Source organism: Rhodococcus sp. IEGM 1370, assembly GCF_033142325.1.
Classification (GTDB): domain Bacteria; phylum Actinomycetota; class Actinomycetes; order Mycobacteriales; family Mycobacteriaceae; genus Rhodococcoides.
Map to the genome: position 1 here is coordinate 189,078 of NZ_JAWLRY010000001.1, position 14,908 is coordinate 203,985.

Genomic DNA, 14,908 nt, shown 5'->3' on the forward strand with positions numbered 1-14,908 from the left:
GGACGCGCCGGGTGCCGAAACGGATCCATCAACAACGGAAAAGCTCCCCACTTTTGAATATCCGACGCCGATCGGAGTCTGAAATCCGAAACTGGGGAGCTGATCCGCCGCCACAACTCAGGCCGAACGACCCCGCTGCGCCCGGTACCAGCGCACCAGTGCATCGGTGGATGAATCCGATTGTGCAGCAGGAGCTTCGGCGTCGGTGAGAACCGGCGTCAGTTCGAGGGCCTGGGTCTTGCCGAGTTCGACGCCCCACTGGTCGTAGGAGTCCACTCCCCAGATGACGCCTTCGACGAAGACCTGGTGCTCGTACAGGGCGATCAACTGACCGACGACCGACGGCGTGAGTTTGGGGGCGAGGATGGAGGTGGTGGGCCGATTGCCGGGCATCACCTTGTGCGGCACCACATCTGCCGGAGTGTCCTCGGCGGCGATCTCCTCGGCGGTCTTGCCGAAGGCGAGGACCTTGGTCTGGGCGAAGAAGTTGCTCATCAGCAGATCGTGCATCGATCCGCTGCCGTCGCGGGTCGGCAGATCGTCGGTGGGCTCGGCGAATCCGATGAAGTCCGCCGGCACCAAACGTGTTCCCTGGTGGAGCAATTGGTAGAAAGCGTGCTGGCCGTTGGTGCCCGGTTCGCCCCAGAAGATCTCGCCGGTCGGCGTGGTGACGGGTGAGCCGTCGGCCTTGACGGACTTGCCGTTGGACTCCATCGTCAGCTGCTGCAGGTACGCGGCGAAACGGGAGAGGTCATTCGAATACGGGAGCACCGCACGGGTTTCCGCGCCGAAGAAGGAGCTGTACCACAGGCCGATGAGGCCGAGCAGTACCGGCGCGTTCTCGGCGAGCGGCGTCAACCGGAAATGCTCGTCGATGCGATGAAAGCCGTCGAGGAACTCGCCGAACGCTTCCTTGCCCACAACGGCCATGACCGACAACCCGATTGCCGAATCGACGGAGTAGCGTCCGCCCACCCAGTCCCAGAAGCCGAACATGTTGGCGGTGTCGATCCCGAAGTCCGCGACGCGTTCGGCGTTGGTGGACACGGCGACGAAGTGCTTGGCGACGGCATCTTCACCGAGCGCGTCGACGAGCCAGCGGCGGGCCGCGGTGGCGTTCGTGAGTGTCTCGAGGGTGGAGAACGTCTTGGACGCGATGATGAACAGCGTCGACGCTGGGTCGAGTCCGTCGAGCGCACCGACGAGATCGGCTGGGTCGACGTTGGAAACGAACTTCGCGGAAATCCCCGCGTCGGCGTAATGACGGAGCGCGTTGTAGACCATGACCGGTCCCAGGTCACTACCGCCGATGCCGATGTTGACGACGGTGGCGATCTTCTCGCCGGTGGCACCGACCCATTCGCCCGAACGCACTCGGTCGGTGAATTCGCCCATCGCAGTGAGGACTTCGTGCACATCGGCGACGACGTCCTGGCCGTCGACGGTCAACGACGCGTCGGCCGGTAGGCGCAGCGCGGTGTGCAGTACGGCGCGGTCCTCGGAGGTGTTGATGTGCTCACCGGCGAACATGGCGTCGCGCTTGCCCTCGACGTCGGCGGTGCGCGCGAGTTCGACGAGCAGTTCGAGGGTTTCGCGGGTGATCCGGTGCTTGCTGTAGTCGATATGAAGATCGGCGGCGTCGAGCGTGAACGTGTGCGCTCGGTCGGCGTCCTCGGCGAACAGCGTCCGAAGATGAGTATCGGCGATCGAGGAGTAGTGATCGGTCAGCTTCTGCCAGGCATCCGTGCCGGTGATATCGACGCTCATACGAACCAACACTAATCCGGTGCCGAGTCATGCGCGCGTCGTTTGTCGTTTGCATCGGGCGCTGCGGAGGCATCATGGAGGTATGGACCAACGTGCATTGATCGATTCGATTCCGGCAAAACTGTGGATCGGCGGCAAGGCCGTCGACGCCGAGGGAGGCAAGACGTTCCCGGTGAACGATCCGGCGACCGGCAAGCCCCTGACAGAGGTGGCCGACGCATCGCCCGCCGACGCGATGAAGGCGCTCGACGCCGCCGCGGCGGCGCAGAAGGGTTGGGCGGCAACGCCCGCCCGCGAGCGCAGTGAGATTCTTCGAGCGGCATTCGAGAAGGTCACCGAACGCGCCGACGACATCGCGCTGCTGATGACCCTCGAGATGGGTAAGGCCCTCGCCGAATCCAAGGCCGAGGTGAAATACGGTGCCGAGTTCTTCCGCTGGTTCGCCGAGGAAGCGGTACGCATCGGCGGTCGCTACACCCCGGCCCCGGCGGGCAACGGTCGAATCCTCGTCACCAAGGCCCCGGTCGGGCCCGTCCTGGCGATCACCCCGTGGAACTTCCCGTTGGCGATGGGCACCAGAAAGATCGGTCCCGCTCTGGCCGCCGGCTGCACCATCGTCGTCAAGCCTGCTCGTGAGACCCCGCTGACGATGTTGCTGCTCGCGCAGATCTTCGACGAGGTCGGCTTGCCCGAAGGCGTGCTGTCGGTGCTGACGACGTCCAAGTCCGGTGATGTCACAGGCCCCCTTATCGAGGATCCGCGGATGCGCAAGCTCACCTTCACCGGCTCGACGGGTGTCGGCAAATCTCTCGTTCAGAAGTCCGCGACTCGCTTGCTGCGCACGTCGATGGAACTGGGCGGCAACGCACCGTTCGTGGTGTTCGACGACGCGAACATCGACGACGCGGTGGACGGTGCCATGCTCGCCAAGATGCGCAACGGCGGCGAGGCCTGCACCGCCGCGAACCGCTTGCACGTGCACAACAGCGTGCGCGAGGAGTTCACCACCAAACTCGTGGAAAAGATGGCCGAGATGAAGCTCGGCCCCGGCGTCGACCCCGATACCAAGCTCGGACCGTTGATCAATGCCGATCAGCTCGAGACCGTGCAGGAACTCGTCGACGACGCGGTGGCCAAGGGCGCGACGGTGGCGCTCGGGGGCACCGCGCCGGGCGGGGACGGCTACTTCTACCCGGCGACCGTGCTCACCGAGGTGCCTGCTGATGCACGCATTCTGAAGGAGGAGGTGTTCGGGCCGGTGGCTCCGATCGTCGGCTTCGATACCGAGCAGGAAGGTATCGACGCGGCCAACGCCACCGAGTACGGCCTGGCGTCGTACATCTACACCGAGAGTCTCGATCGTGCGCTACGGGTGGCCGACGCAATCGACAGTGGCATGGTGGGCGTCAACCGCGGAGTGATCTCGGACGCGGCAGCGCCGTTCGGTGGAGTGAAAGAATCCGGATTCGGCCGCGAGGGCGGATCCGAGGGAATCGAGGAGTATCTCGAGACCAAGTACATCGCTCTGAAGTGAGCTACTGACGGTTGGGCGTGCGCACCGCGCGCCCAACCGGGGGTGGATCAGTGGCCGAGGCGACCGCGACCGAGGCGGAGCAGGAGCATGGCCAGCGTGTGACCTTCCTGGCCCAGGCTGCTGAAACGCTCGAGAACCTTCATCTCGCGGCTGTGCACCAGGCGCGGTCCGCCGGAGGCCATACGGGTGCGGCCGATGATCTGCGACACCTCGGAGCGACGCTTGATGGCCGTCAGGATCTCGGCATCGAGGCGATCGATTTCCTGGCGCAGGTCGTTGATCTCGGCTTCGCTCGTGGGCACTGCGGTCTCTGAGTCGATCTTCGTCGTCATGGCCATCGTCTCTCCTCGGGTCACATCTTGGATCGCTGCGTCGTCCGTCACCGTTACGCCTTTCGTATTCGGAACTGCATCGCCGTTCGGTTCGGTCCCGTCCGGAACCAGGGGCGTTGCGTCTATCGACAGGCTCCTGCACGCGTGGCCGAACAATGGCCGACCCGATGCAGGCGATGACGTACGGTTTTTTCGATCACCGATCCAGTGTGCCACGGGTCAACCCTCCTGAAAAGTCGTCGGTTCGGCCGACGACCACGCGATGTGGGTTTGTCGGTACGCGCCGGTAACCTGACCACACGATGAACACATTCCTCCAGGGCCTCCAATCCCGACAGAACACCTCGTCCGACACACTGCTGGAAGGTCTCAATCCTCAGCAGCGTGAGGCCGTCGTGCACACCGGATCTCCGCTGCTCATCGTGGCCGGAGCCGGGTCGGGCAAGACGGCGGTGCTGACGCGTCGTATCGCGTATCTGCTGGCCGAGCGAGGAGTGTCACCCGGCCAGGTTCTGGCCATCACGTTCACCAACAAGGCCGCTGCCGAGATGCGCGAGCGAGTCGCCGGACTCGTGGGACCGCGGGCGAACGCCATGTGGGTGTCGACGTTCCACTCGAGTTGCGTGCGGATCCTGCGCGCGCAGGCTGCGCTGCTGCCCGGTCTGAACTCGAACTTCTCCATCTACGACGCGGACGACTCTCGGCGACTGCTGACGATGATCTCCAAGGATCTGCAGATCGACACCAAGAAGTTCTCGGCGCGGCTGCTCTCGACGGCCATCTCGAACCTGAAGAACGAGCTGATCGGCCCCGACAAGGCAGCGGAGGACGCCGACGGCGATCCCGCCGAGCTCCCACGGCTGGTGGCCAAGGTCTACGGCATCTATCAGCAGCGGCTGCGCGCCGCCAACGCGATGGATTTCGACGACCTCATCGGCGAAACGGTGGGCATTCTGCAGGCGTTCCCCCAGGTGGCTCAGTACTACCGACGCCGGTTTCGGCACGTTCTGGTCGACGAGTACCAGGACACCAACCATGCCCAGTACATGTTGGTCCGTGAATTGGTCGGCACCCCCGACGCCGACGGCGCACTCGAGGGCACTGTCGCTCCGGGCGAGCTGTGTGTGGTGGGCGACGCGGATCAGTCCATCTACGCATTCCGTGGTGCCACGATTCGCAACATCGAGGAATTCGAGCGCGACTATCCCGACGCTCGCACCATCCTGCTCGAGCAGAACTACCGATCGACGCAGAACATCCTCTCGGCCGCCAACGCGGTGATCTCGCGCAACATCGGCCGGCGTGAGAAGAAACTGTGGACCGATACCGGCGAGGGCGAGTTGATCGTCGGTTACGTCGCCGACAACGAGCACGACGAGGCGTCGTTCGTGGCCTCCGAGATCGATCGACTCGTCGACGGCGGAGATGTGCGCTTCGACGAGGTGGCCGTCTTCTATCGAACCAACAACTCCTCGCGTGCGCTCGAGGAGATCTTCATCCGACTCGGACTGCCGTACAAGGTCGTCGGCGGAGTCCGATTCTACGAGCGCAAAGAGGTACGAGACCTCGTCGCGTACCTGCGGGTGCTGTCCAACGAGGACGACACCGTCAGCATGCGGCGCATCCTCAACACTCCGCGCCGGGGGATCGGCGATCGTGCCGAGGCCTGTGTCGCCGTGCACGCCGAGCAGCGAGACATCAGCTTCTCGCGCGCATTGCACGACGCGGCCGCGGGCAAGGTGGCGTTGCTCAACTCGCGGCAGCAGAAGTTGATCGCGCAGTTCATGGAGTTGCTCGACGAACTACGTGCAGTGCTCACCGCGACCGACGGGGACGGCAACGACATCGCAGACATCGGTGATGTCGTCGAAGCCGTTCTCGATCGCACCGGCTACCGCGCCGAGCTCGAAGCCAGCAGTGATCCGCAGGACGGCGCGCGCCTCGACAACCTCAACGAACTCGTCAGCGTCGCAAGGGAATTCACCTCGGAGGCGCGTAATCAGGCCGCGGTGGCGGCAGAGGCTCTCGAAACCGGGGACGACGAGAACGGCGACGCGGACGGTGGCGTCGACGGGTTGGCCGAGCCGGGGTCGCTCGCGGCGTTCCTCGAACGGGTCTCCCTGGTGGCCGACACCGATCAGATCCCCGATTCGGGTACCGGCGTCGTCACCTTGATGACGCTGCACACCGCCAAGGGTCTGGAATTCCCGGTCGTCTTCGTGACGGGTTGGGAGGACGGCCAATTCCCGCACATGCGGGCGCTCGGCGACCCCAATGAACTGTCCGAGGAGCGACGCCTGGCGTACGTGGGGATCACCCGTGCGCGGCAGCGGCTCTACCTCACGCGCGCGATCATGCGCTCGGCATGGGGGCAGCCCATCGCTAACCCGGAATCACGCTTCCTGCAGGAAGTTCCGCAGCACCTGATCGACTGGCGACGCGAGGATCCGGGCACCGGGGGAGGCCGAGCCATCGGCGGGGGCAGATCGGGCAGCTACGGATCGGGTGGCGGATACGGCTCGAACAATTACGGTTCGAGCAATTACGGCTCCGGCAGCTACGGCGGATCCTCGAATCGCGGTCAGAGTTCGACGCCGAGTTTCGGTGCCGCCAAGGGGCGCAACTCCAATCTCGTTCTCGCCGTGGGCGATCGAGTCAGCCACGACAAGTACGGCCTGGGTACGGTGCTGGAATCGACCGGTGCCGGAGTCAAGGCGATGGTATTGGTCGACTTCGGTTCGGCTGGTCGCGTGAAGATGATGCTCATCGGCGGCGTCCCGATGACCAAGCTGTAACAGAGCCGAGAACGCGAAAGCCGGACCCTGCGAAAGCGGGGTCCGGCTTCGAGTCGAAAGCTGGTGTACTCAGTCCATCTCTGGGCCGAGGGAGATTCCTCGGGAAGCGAGCCACGGAAGCGGATCGATCTTGACCTCGCCCGGAAGGTGGACCTCGAAGTGCAGGTGCGGGCCGGTGGAGAAGCCGCGGTTGCCCATCGTCGCGATCTGATCGCCTGCCATGACGTCCTGACCGACCGTGACGGTCGAGGTGTCGATGTGGCCGTAGACGGTGATCGTGCCGTCGGCGTGCTGGACGCGAACCCACATGCCGAAGCCTGCGGCCGGACCTGAGTCGATCACCTTGCCGTCGGCGACGGCGTAGATCGGGGTTCCGATGGCGTTGGCGACATCGACGCCGGCGTGGAGAACGCCCCAGCGGGTGCCGAAGTTGGAGGTGTAGGTGCCCTGCGCCGGCAGTGCGAACAGCGGCCTGCGCGCAGCAGCTTCGCGGGCGGCACGCTCTTCGCTGAAGCGCTGGCCCTTGGCGAGCAGGTCGTTGAACTGGCTCAGATCCACCGGCGCAGCGATGCTGAGGATCTGCGGAGCCTCCGACGGCGTCGCGCTGGTCGAGTCGGCTTCGACCTCGGTGGTCTGCGGAGCGGTGGTGGCCGCGACTGCTGCCGCAGCGGGTGCTTCACCTGCGGCGAGTGCGTACTCGGAGGTGGCGACCGCGGTGGGTGCGTCGTCGTTGACGACGGCCTGGCCGGCCGCGACTACCGCACCTGCGGCCACTGCGAGAACTGCAGCTCGGCCCTTGAGTGCGGTGGGGGGAAGGGGGATGCGGTGTGCGCCGCCGCGACGGGCCACGGGGGTGGCGTCTGCGGTAGTGACGAATGTGGTGACGACGGTCGGCGACTCGTCGGCTGCGACGTAGGCGGTATCGACGTACTCGGCCTCGGCGTACTGGTACGCGGGGTAGGCATACGCGTCGTATGCACCGTTGTCGGCAGGCGCGGCGGCGGGCTCGTAGCTGTAGACCGTGGTCGCGTCTTCGGCCGAGGGTCGAGAGAATCTGCTCGATGTGAAGGACGCACGGTGTTGCTGCAAGACCTACAACCTCCGTTATCCGTGACCTGGCCGTTACTGAAAGACTCGGCAGACGGTAACGAAATGATTGCGGGGCGCGCAAGTTAACAGCCCAAACCGGCGGCATATGTGAGATGGCTCACAAGTCGACCAGCGGTTATGTCGTGACGGGCCACATTCGTAATCGGACACGAGAACACGTGGACGGCACACGGTGACAGTAACGGTTCTCGCACCGATCGAGCCGATACCGTGATCCGAGTGCCGACTCCCTCCTTCGACGACTCGTCCGCCCCCGGCTCCGAGCGAGCGGAACCGCAGCGGATCCGACCCCAGGACGGAGAGTTCGGCCGAGCCGACGATCCGTCGCCCACTCCGCGCATCGCGCTTGCCGTCACACTCGCTCTGATCGCTGCGGTTGCCGCAGTCGTGGCCCAGCTGATCGGCGTCGTCCGCAGCGCCGACGGTTCGCCGGTGGGTACCGGGGCAATGGTGGCTGCGATCCTGGCCGGTGCCGTCCCCGTCGTCGTTGTCCTCGGAGCCGCGGCGGGTGTGGTCGGCAAACGCGTCGAGTTCGCCGCAGCCCTGCTGGCCGGATACGGCGCAGTGGCACTCGGCCTCACGTTGCTCGACGTTGCCTTGCTGTCCGATCCCATCGACGCGAATCGGCTAGAGCTCTTCCGCCCACTGAGCGCCGCGATGCTCGACGCGACCGCCGGTGCCTATGTTCTGCTCGTCGGTCACGCTGTGTCGGTGCTGGCGGGTATTGCGGGGTGGTCTGCGGTGCACCGCGCCGGGCTCGGTGACGGGTACGGCCACTCGGTGTATTCGGAACACGTGGGGCGCGCGGCGGCGGGGCGTGTCGGGCCGTTGCTCGCGGCGCTGCTCGGCGCGTTCGGTGTGCTGGCGGCCGTTGCGGCTTTTGCCTCGCTGTACCGCTCGTCCGATCCGGTGGTGATCGTGACGGCGGTGGTGGAGTCGCCGGTGTTCGTCGCGGTGGGCTCCGGGGTCGTCGGTATCGCGGCGCTCGTGGTGGCTGCGTCGGCCCTGGCCTCTCTGTCGCCGCAGGTGGCGTCGGGTGCGTCCGTCGGTGCCGGGCTCGGCGTACTCGGTTTCGCCGGGGTCGGACTGCTCGCTGGGCTGAGCACCGGAGCTCGGGTCGACGCCGGGCTCGGTGCCTATCTGGGAACGCTTGCGGGGCTCGGACTGCTGATCTGCGGCGCAGTGCTTGCACCCGTCGCTGCAGCGCGTGACCGTCGGGCGCTGGAGAGAGCGCAGCAGCGTGAGTCGGGTGCGCGAGGTGTCCGCGGTGTCGCCGGCCTCGGATCGACGAGGTGGCATGCCGCGGCCGGCAGCATCGGCGTTCTTGCAGGTGTGCTGTTCGTCGTCGGATCGTTGTTGCCGATTCTGGAGACCGACTCGGGGATCGCCGTGCCGCAGATATTGGCCACTCGTGTGGTGATGGTCGCGGGGTTCGTGATGATTCTGGGTTCGGTGCCGCTGCTGTTCTCCGAATTCGCCTCGGCTGCGCGGCCGTTCGTGTCGATCTTCTGGCTCGGCGCGATGGCGGCTGCGGCCTCGGTGCTGCAGTCGGTGGTGCTCGCCGAGGACGTGGACGGCGTCGGTGCCGGAATCGGCGCTCTGGCGATCATCGCGGGTGTCGTCGCAGCGGCAGCCACCGGACTACTGGCCCTGTTCGCCGGCTCGGCCGAACGCGACGACGTCGACACGTCCGCGGACGCATCAACCGACGGCGTGGTGCTCGGCACCGGCTTGTTCGGTGCAGTGCTTCTCGCTGTGGGCCTGGCTCTGCCGCTGTATCGGGGCAGCGATTTCACTGCCGCCACCGTCACCGAATTTCCGTGGGGCTGGGACACCTGGGGGCAGATGCTGCTCGCCGTCGGAGTGGTCGTGGCCGCCGTCGTCGCGGCGCGAGCTCGGGCCGCACGCGGCAGCGTCCTGCTCGGCGGAGCAGCCGTCGCCGGGATCGTCCATCTGGCGTCGTGGCCGCTGACATCTGCACGCGCCACCGATCCGGAAATGGGGCCTGCGGTGCTCCCGTTGGTGGCGGGAATCGTCGTTCTCGGTGTCGCCGCGGCACTTTCGGCCCGCCGCGACGATCGGTGACGGCCGCTTCATCGAGCCGGTGGCGGTGAGATAGGCCACATAGCATGCATGCGCCCGATGCGCTGTCGGGACACCTGGATAAAGTCCATGCTCAGACCCGCTCACACCCCTGGAGCGGGCGTCAACGTAGACGAGACGGTGAGCTGATGGATCTCTTCGAATACCAGGCGAAGGAATTGTTCGCCAAGCATGGCGTACCCACCTCCGCCGGTCGTGTCACCGACACGGTCGCCGGAGCAACACAGATTGCCGAAGAAATCGGCAAGCCAGTAATGGTCAAGGCACAGGTCAAGGTCGGCGGCCGCGGCAAGGCCGGTGGCGTCAAGTACTCCAAGGACGTCGCAGCAGCCACCGAGAACGCAGAAGCGATTCTCGGACTCGACATCAAGGGCCATGTCGTCAAGAAGCTTCTCGTTGCAGAAGCCTCCGACATCGCCGAGGAGTACTACATCTCCTTCCTGCTCGATCGCACCAACCGCACCTACCTCGCCATGTGTTCGGTCGAGGGTGGCGTCGAAATCGAGGTGACGGCGGAGGAGAACCCCGACGCACTCGCACGTATTCCGGTCGACGCCGTCAAGGGTGTCGACCTTGCTTTTGCTCGTGAAATCGCTGAAAAGGGCAAGCTTCCCGCCGAGGTGCTCGACGCCGCTGCGGTGACCATCCAGAAGCTGTGGGAGGTCTTCATCAACGAAGACGCTCTCCTGGTCGAGGTCAACCCGCTGGTTCGCACCCCGGACGATCAGATCCTGGCCCTCGACGGCAAGGTGACGCTCGACGCCAACGCAGACTTCCGTCAGGCCGGCCACGCCGAGTTCGAGGACAAGGACGCAGCCGATCCCCTCGAGGCCAAGGCCAAGGAGAACGACCTCAACTACGTCAAGCTCGACGGACAGGTCGGCATCATCGGAAACGGTGCCGGACTGGTCATGTCGACCCTCGACGTCGTCGCATACGCGGGCGAGGCACACGGCGGCGTCAAGCCCGCCAACTTCCTCGACATCGGCGGCGGTGCCTCGGCCGAGGTCATGGCCGCAGGCCTCGACGTCATCCTCGGTGACGAGCAGGTCAAGAGCGTGTTCGTCAACGTCTTCGGCGGAATCACCGCGTGCGACGCAGTAGCCAACGGCATCGTCGGCGCACTGAAGAAGCTGGGCGACGACGCCAACAAGCCGCTGGTCGTCCGTCTCGACGGCAACAAGGTCGAAGAGGGCCGCAAGATTCTCGCCGACGCCGCGCACCCGCTGGTGACGCTCGCCGGAACCATGGACGAGGGCGCCGACAAGGCCGCCGAGCTGGCAGCGAAGTAGAGGAAACAATGTCTATCTTTCTGAACAAGGACAACAAGGTCATCGTCCAGGGCATCACCGGCGGCGAAGGCACCAAGCACACCGCCCTGATGCTCAAGGCCGGAACCCAGGTCGTCGGTGGCGTCAACGCACGTAAGGCCGGCACCACGGTCAAGCACGTCGACGCCGACGGCAACGACATCGAACTCCCGGTCTTCGGCTCCGTCGCCGAGGCCATGGAGAAGACCGGAGCGGACGTCTCCATCGCGTTCGTCCCGCCGGCATTCTCCAAGGACGCCATCGTCGAGGCCATCGACGCCGAGATCCCGCTGCTCGTCGTCATCACCGAGGGCATCCCCGTGCAGGACTCCGCGTACGCGTGGGCCTACAACGTGGAGAAGGGCAAGAAGACCCGCATCATCGGGCCCAACTGCCCCGGAATCATCACCCCCGGTGAGGCTCTCGTCGGCATCACACCCGCCAACATCTCGGGAACCGGCCCCATCGGCCTGGTCTCCAAGAGCGGCACGCTGACCTACCAGATGATGTTCGAGCTGCGTGACTTCGGCTTCTCGACCGCCATCGGCATCGGCGGCGACCCGGTCATCGGAACCACCCACATCGACGCCATCGAGGCGTTCGAAGCGGATCCCGACACCAAGATCATCGTCATGATCGGTGAGATCGGCGGCGACGCCGAAGAGCGCGCAGCCGATTACATCAAGGCCAACGTGACCAAGCCGGTCGTCGGCTACGTCGCAGGCTTCACCGCGCCCGAGGGCAAGACCATGGGCCACGCAGGCGCCATCGTCTCCGGCTCGCTGGGAACGGCGCAGGCGAAGAAGGACGCACTCGAGGCCGCAGGCGTCAAGGTCGGCAAGACGCCGTCCGAGACCGCTGCCCTCGCGCGCGAAATCCTGGAATCGCTTTCTGTGAAGTAAGTTTCACATCGTAAGGAGCCCGCCACCGAATCCGGTGGCGGGCTTTTTCGTGCGCGCGCCCCTGTTCGCGTCAATGGACCACTGCACACGTCTGGGCGCGGCAAAGTCACATTCACGCGGCGGGGTCTAGATTGATGCGCGTGCACAGGATCTTCACCACCGCCTTCAGCTCGGTCTATCCGCACTACGTGAACAAAGCCGAGCGAAAAGGCCGGACGAAAGCGGAGGTCGACGAGATCATCCGCTGGCTCACCGGTTTCGACCAGTCGGCCCTCGACCGCCATCTCCAGGCCGAAACGACGTTCGACGAGTTCTTCGCGGCAGCGGACCTCAACTCGAACGCGACCCTGATCACCGGAGTCGTCTGCGGCATTCGCGTCGAGAATGTCGAGGACCCTCTGATGCAGAAAATCCGCTACCTGGACAAGCTGATCGACGAGCTTGCCAAGGGCAAGAAGATGGAGAAAATTCTGCGGAGCTGAGGGCGCTGTTGAAATCACGCTGATTCGAAGTGTGGTCCCGGGCTCGGAGCCGGACTTCACTGATCGTCATGACAACCACAGAGAATCGTGCGCTCACCAAGAACTGGCCCGACGCCCCCACCACTGCTGCCGGGTGGATTTCCCGCGCGGGTGAGGTAGCTCAACTGCTCGCTGTCGATGCCGTCGCTCGCGACAAGGGCCGCGAGATTCCCACCGCCGAGGTGCAGTTGCTCAAGGACGCGGGCCTGGTCACCCTGCTCGGCCCCGTCGAACACGGTGGTGGCGGACAGGATTGGCCCACGGCGTATCAAGTGATTCGCACCGTGTCGAAGGCCGACGGTTCCATCGGTCAGCTGCTCGGATACCACCTGCTGTGGTTCTGGGCTGCGCGGCTCGTCGGAACTCCCGAGCAGATCGAGGCCGTCGAAGCGGACGCGACGAAGAACAAGTGGTTCTTCGGCGGTGCCGTCAACCCTCGGGACAACGATGTCGCCGTCACCGACGAGGGCGACACCATCGTGTTCGACGGCTCCAAGACCTTCTCCACCGGCAGTCGGGTCTCCGACGTCACCGTGCTCGAAGGTGCTCTCGAAGGCAGTACCGATCACGTGTTCGCGATCGTGCCGTCGAACATCGAGGGTCTGTCCTTCCATGACGACTGGGACAACATCGGCCAGCGTCAGACGGAGAGCGGAAGCGTGACCATCGACAAGGTTCGCGTCGACTGGGCCAGCGCAGCAGGATTCGTGGACAAGGCTTTTCAGCCCCGCGTCTACAACACTCTGAACGTGCCGACCATCCAGCTGGTGTTCGTCAATTTCTACCTCGGTATCGCCAGGGGCGCACTCGAGGAGGCTGCGTCGTACACCAAGGACAAGACCCGTGCGTGGCTGCACAGCACCGTGGACAAGGCCGTCGACGAGCCGTACATCATCGACATCTACGGCGATCTGACCTCCAAGCTCTGGGCCGTCGAAGCTCTCGCCGACGCAGTGGCGTTGGAAGGACAGAAGATTCACGACAACGCCTGGAACGTCACCGCCGAGGAGCGCGGTGATCACGAGGTACGCGTCGCCGCCGTCAAGGCTCGCGCCACCGAGGTCTCGCTCGAGATCACCTCGACGGTGTTCGAGGCGCTCGGTGCCCGAGCCACGGCCAGCAAGTACGGCTTCGACCGCTTCTGGCGCAACGTACGTACGCACACCCTGCACGATCCGGTCGCGTACAAGCGACGCGAGGTCGGGCGCTGGGTTCTCACGGGCGAACTGCCCGAGCCCACCTGGTACTCGTAGTCCCGACCTTTCTGGCCCCGATCCGCCCCCGATTTCCGGATGAATGTGCCATTCACACCATCTGAGTGCGTGGATGGCACATTGATCCGTCGAAGGATGACGCACATGAGCACCGAAAAGATCACCGACGCAATCAAATTCGCATACTGGGTTCCCAATGTCTCGGGAGGTCTGGTCACCAGCACCATCGAACAGCGCACCAGCTGGGAGTACGAGTACAACAAGAAGCTGGCGCAGACGGCCGAGAACAACGGATTCGAGTACGCCCTGAGTCAGGTTCGCTACGAAGCCAGCTACGGGGCCGAGTTCCAGCACGAGTCGACCAGCTTCTCGCTTGCGTTGCTGTTGGCCACCGAACGGCTCAAAGTCATTGCTGCAGTGCATCCCGGGCTGTGGCAGCCTGCGGTTCTGGCCAAGCTCGGTGCCACTGCCGATCACCTCTCGAACGGCCGATTCGCCGTCAACGTCGTCAGCGGCTGGTTCAAGGACGAGTTCACCCACCTCGGCGAGCCGTGGCTCGAGCATGACGAGCGGTACCGTCGCAGTGCAGAATTCCTGCAGGTGCTGCGCAAGATCTGGACCGAGGACGACGTCGACTTCCGCGGCGACTTCTATCGGATCCACGACTTCACCCTCAAGCCCAAACCGCTGAACACTCCCGACCGCCCCAACCCGGAACTGTTCCAGGGCGGCAATTCGTCTGCAGCGCAGGAGAATGCCGGACGGTACTCGGACTGGTACTTCAGCAACGGCAAAGATTTCGACGGCGTCACCGAGCAACTCGACAACCTCCGACGCGTCGCGCGTGATCATCAGCGCGAGGTCAAGTTCGGACTCAACGGCTTCATCATCGCGCGAGACAGCGAGAAGGAAGCCCGAGACACGTTGCGCGAGATCATCGAGAAGGCGAACAAGCCCGCTGTCGAAGGGTTCAAGGGCGCGGTGCAACAGGCGGGCAATTCGACGGGCGACAAGAAGGGAATGTGGGCCGATTCGACGTTCGAGGATCTCGTTCAGTACAACGACGGCTTCAAGACGCAGTTGATCGGCACACCGGAGCAGGTGGCCGAGCGCATCGTTGCCTACCGTCGCCGCGGCGTCGACCTGATTCTCGGCGGCTTCCTGCACTTCCAGGAGGAGATCGAGTACTTCGGGGCGAAGGTCCTGCCGCTGGTTCGGGAACTCGAGGCCGCCGAGGCGAACGACCAGGAGTTGGTGGCAGCCCGCTGACCTTTCGGTTCCGTGATCGGTCGGGTCCGTGCAGTAGCGTGAGTTCTCGGA

General features: G+C 64.8%; 11 protein-coding genes. 8 read left to right on the plus strand and 3 right to left on the minus strand.

Annotated elements, in window-relative coordinates; translation table 11 throughout:
* Positions 1 to 117: 117 nt before the first annotated feature.
* The gene (pgi, locus tag R4P47_RS00940) at positions 118 to 1,767 is read right to left on the minus strand and encodes a glucose-6-phosphate isomerase (RefSeq protein WP_317547756.1); all 1,650 of its coding nucleotides are present in this window, start codon (positions 1,765 to 1,767) and stop codon (positions 118 to 120) included.
* A gap of 82 nt (positions 1,768 to 1,849) precedes the next feature.
* Here pgi and R4P47_RS00945 point away from each other — a divergent pair, with 82 nt between their 5' ends.
* Positions 1,850 to 3,301, plus strand: a complete 1,452-nt coding sequence (locus R4P47_RS00945) for an NAD-dependent succinate-semialdehyde dehydrogenase (RefSeq protein ID WP_094686773.1) — start codon at positions 1,850 to 1,852, stop codon at positions 3,299 to 3,301.
* Positions 3,302 to 3,348: 47 nt separating this feature from the next.
* Here the strand turns inward: R4P47_RS00945 and R4P47_RS00950 are convergent, their stop codons facing one another.
* A complete protein-coding gene (locus tag R4P47_RS00950) occupies positions 3,349 to 3,639 on the minus strand; it encodes a chorismate mutase (protein WP_068050144.1) in 291 nt (96 codons plus the stop codon).
* Between the two features lie 296 nt (positions 3,640 to 3,935).
* Between R4P47_RS00950 and R4P47_RS00955 the strand changes: the two genes are divergently transcribed.
* Complete coding sequence (locus R4P47_RS00955; RefSeq protein ID WP_317532623.1) at positions 3,936 to 6,428, plus strand: UvrD-helicase domain-containing protein; 2,493 nt, start codon at positions 3,936 to 3,938, stop codon at positions 6,426 to 6,428.
* 69 nt (positions 6,429 to 6,497) lie between these two features.
* Here the strand turns inward: R4P47_RS00955 and R4P47_RS00960 are convergent, their stop codons facing one another.
* The gene (locus R4P47_RS00960; RefSeq protein WP_149405118.1) at positions 6,498 to 7,517 is read right to left on the minus strand and encodes a M23 family metallopeptidase; all 1,020 of its coding nucleotides are present in this window, start codon (positions 7,515 to 7,517) and stop codon (positions 6,498 to 6,500) included.
* 240 nt (positions 7,518 to 7,757) lie between these two features.
* Between R4P47_RS00960 and R4P47_RS00965 the strand changes: the two genes are divergently transcribed.
* The 6 genes from R4P47_RS00965 (at position 7,758) to sfnG (ending at position 14,857) form a co-directional block, all read left to right on the plus strand.
* Positions 7,758 to 9,623 carry a hypothetical protein gene (locus tag R4P47_RS00965; protein WP_317532624.1) on the plus strand — a complete coding sequence of 622 codons (1,866 nt, stop codon included), beginning with the start codon at positions 7,758 to 7,760 and terminating at the stop codon, positions 9,621 to 9,623.
* 146 nt (positions 9,624 to 9,769) lie between these two features.
* Positions 9,770 to 10,933 carry an ADP-forming succinate--CoA ligase subunit beta gene (sucC, locus tag R4P47_RS00970; protein ID WP_032377331.1) on the plus strand — a complete coding sequence of 388 codons (1,164 nt, stop codon included), beginning with the start codon at positions 9,770 to 9,772 and terminating at the stop codon, positions 10,931 to 10,933.
* 8 nt (positions 10,934 to 10,941) lie between these two features.
* Positions 10,942 to 11,853, plus strand: coding sequence for a succinate--CoA ligase subunit alpha (gene sucD, locus R4P47_RS00975; protein ID WP_068050146.1), 912 nt, complete (start codon positions 10,942 to 10,944; stop codon positions 11,851 to 11,853).
* A gap of 134 nt (positions 11,854 to 11,987) precedes the next feature.
* A complete protein-coding gene (locus R4P47_RS00980; RefSeq protein WP_317547754.1) occupies positions 11,988 to 12,335 on the plus strand; it encodes a DUF2200 domain-containing protein in 348 nt (115 codons plus the stop codon).
* A gap of 68 nt (positions 12,336 to 12,403) precedes the next feature.
* Positions 12,404 to 13,627 (plus strand): acyl-CoA dehydrogenase family protein, encoded by a 1,224-nt coding sequence (locus R4P47_RS00985; RefSeq protein ID WP_188078541.1) that lies wholly within the window; start codon positions 12,404 to 12,406, stop codon positions 13,625 to 13,627.
* 105 nt (positions 13,628 to 13,732) lie between these two features.
* A complete protein-coding gene (gene sfnG, locus R4P47_RS00990; RefSeq protein ID WP_149405125.1) occupies positions 13,733 to 14,857 on the plus strand; it encodes a dimethylsulfone monooxygenase SfnG in 1,125 nt (374 codons plus the stop codon).
* The last annotated feature ends 51 nt before the right edge of the window (positions 14,858 to 14,908 follow it).

Excerpts from the sequence above, each read along its gene's own strand:
- pgi (WP_317547756.1), bottom strand. The coding sequence starts at position 1,767 with ATGAGCGTCGATATCACCGGCACGGATGCCTGGCAGAAGCTGACCGAT.
- R4P47_RS00945 (WP_094686773.1), top strand. The coding sequence starts at position 1,850 with ATGGACCAACGTGCATTGATCGATTCGATTCCGGCAAAACTGTGGATC.
- R4P47_RS00950 (WP_068050144.1), bottom strand. The coding sequence starts at position 3,639 with ATGGCCATGACGACGAAGATCGACTCAGAGACCGCAGTGCCCACGAGC.
- R4P47_RS00955 (WP_317532623.1), top strand. The coding sequence starts at position 3,936 with ATGAACACATTCCTCCAGGGCCTCCAATCCCGACAGAACACCTCGTCC.
- sucC (WP_032377331.1), top strand. The coding sequence starts at position 9,770 with ATGGATCTCTTCGAATACCAGGCGAAGGAATTGTTCGCCAAGCATGGC.
- sucD (WP_068050146.1), top strand. The coding sequence starts at position 10,942 with ATGTCTATCTTTCTGAACAAGGACAACAAGGTCATCGTCCAGGGCATC.
- R4P47_RS00980 (WP_317547754.1), top strand. The coding sequence starts at position 11,988 with ATGCGCGTGCACAGGATCTTCACCACCGCCTTCAGCTCGGTCTATCCG.
- R4P47_RS00985 (WP_188078541.1), top strand. The coding sequence starts at position 12,404 with ATGACAACCACAGAGAATCGTGCGCTCACCAAGAACTGGCCCGACGCC.
- sfnG (WP_149405125.1), top strand. The coding sequence starts at position 13,733 with ATGAGCACCGAAAAGATCACCGACGCAATCAAATTCGCATACTGGGTT.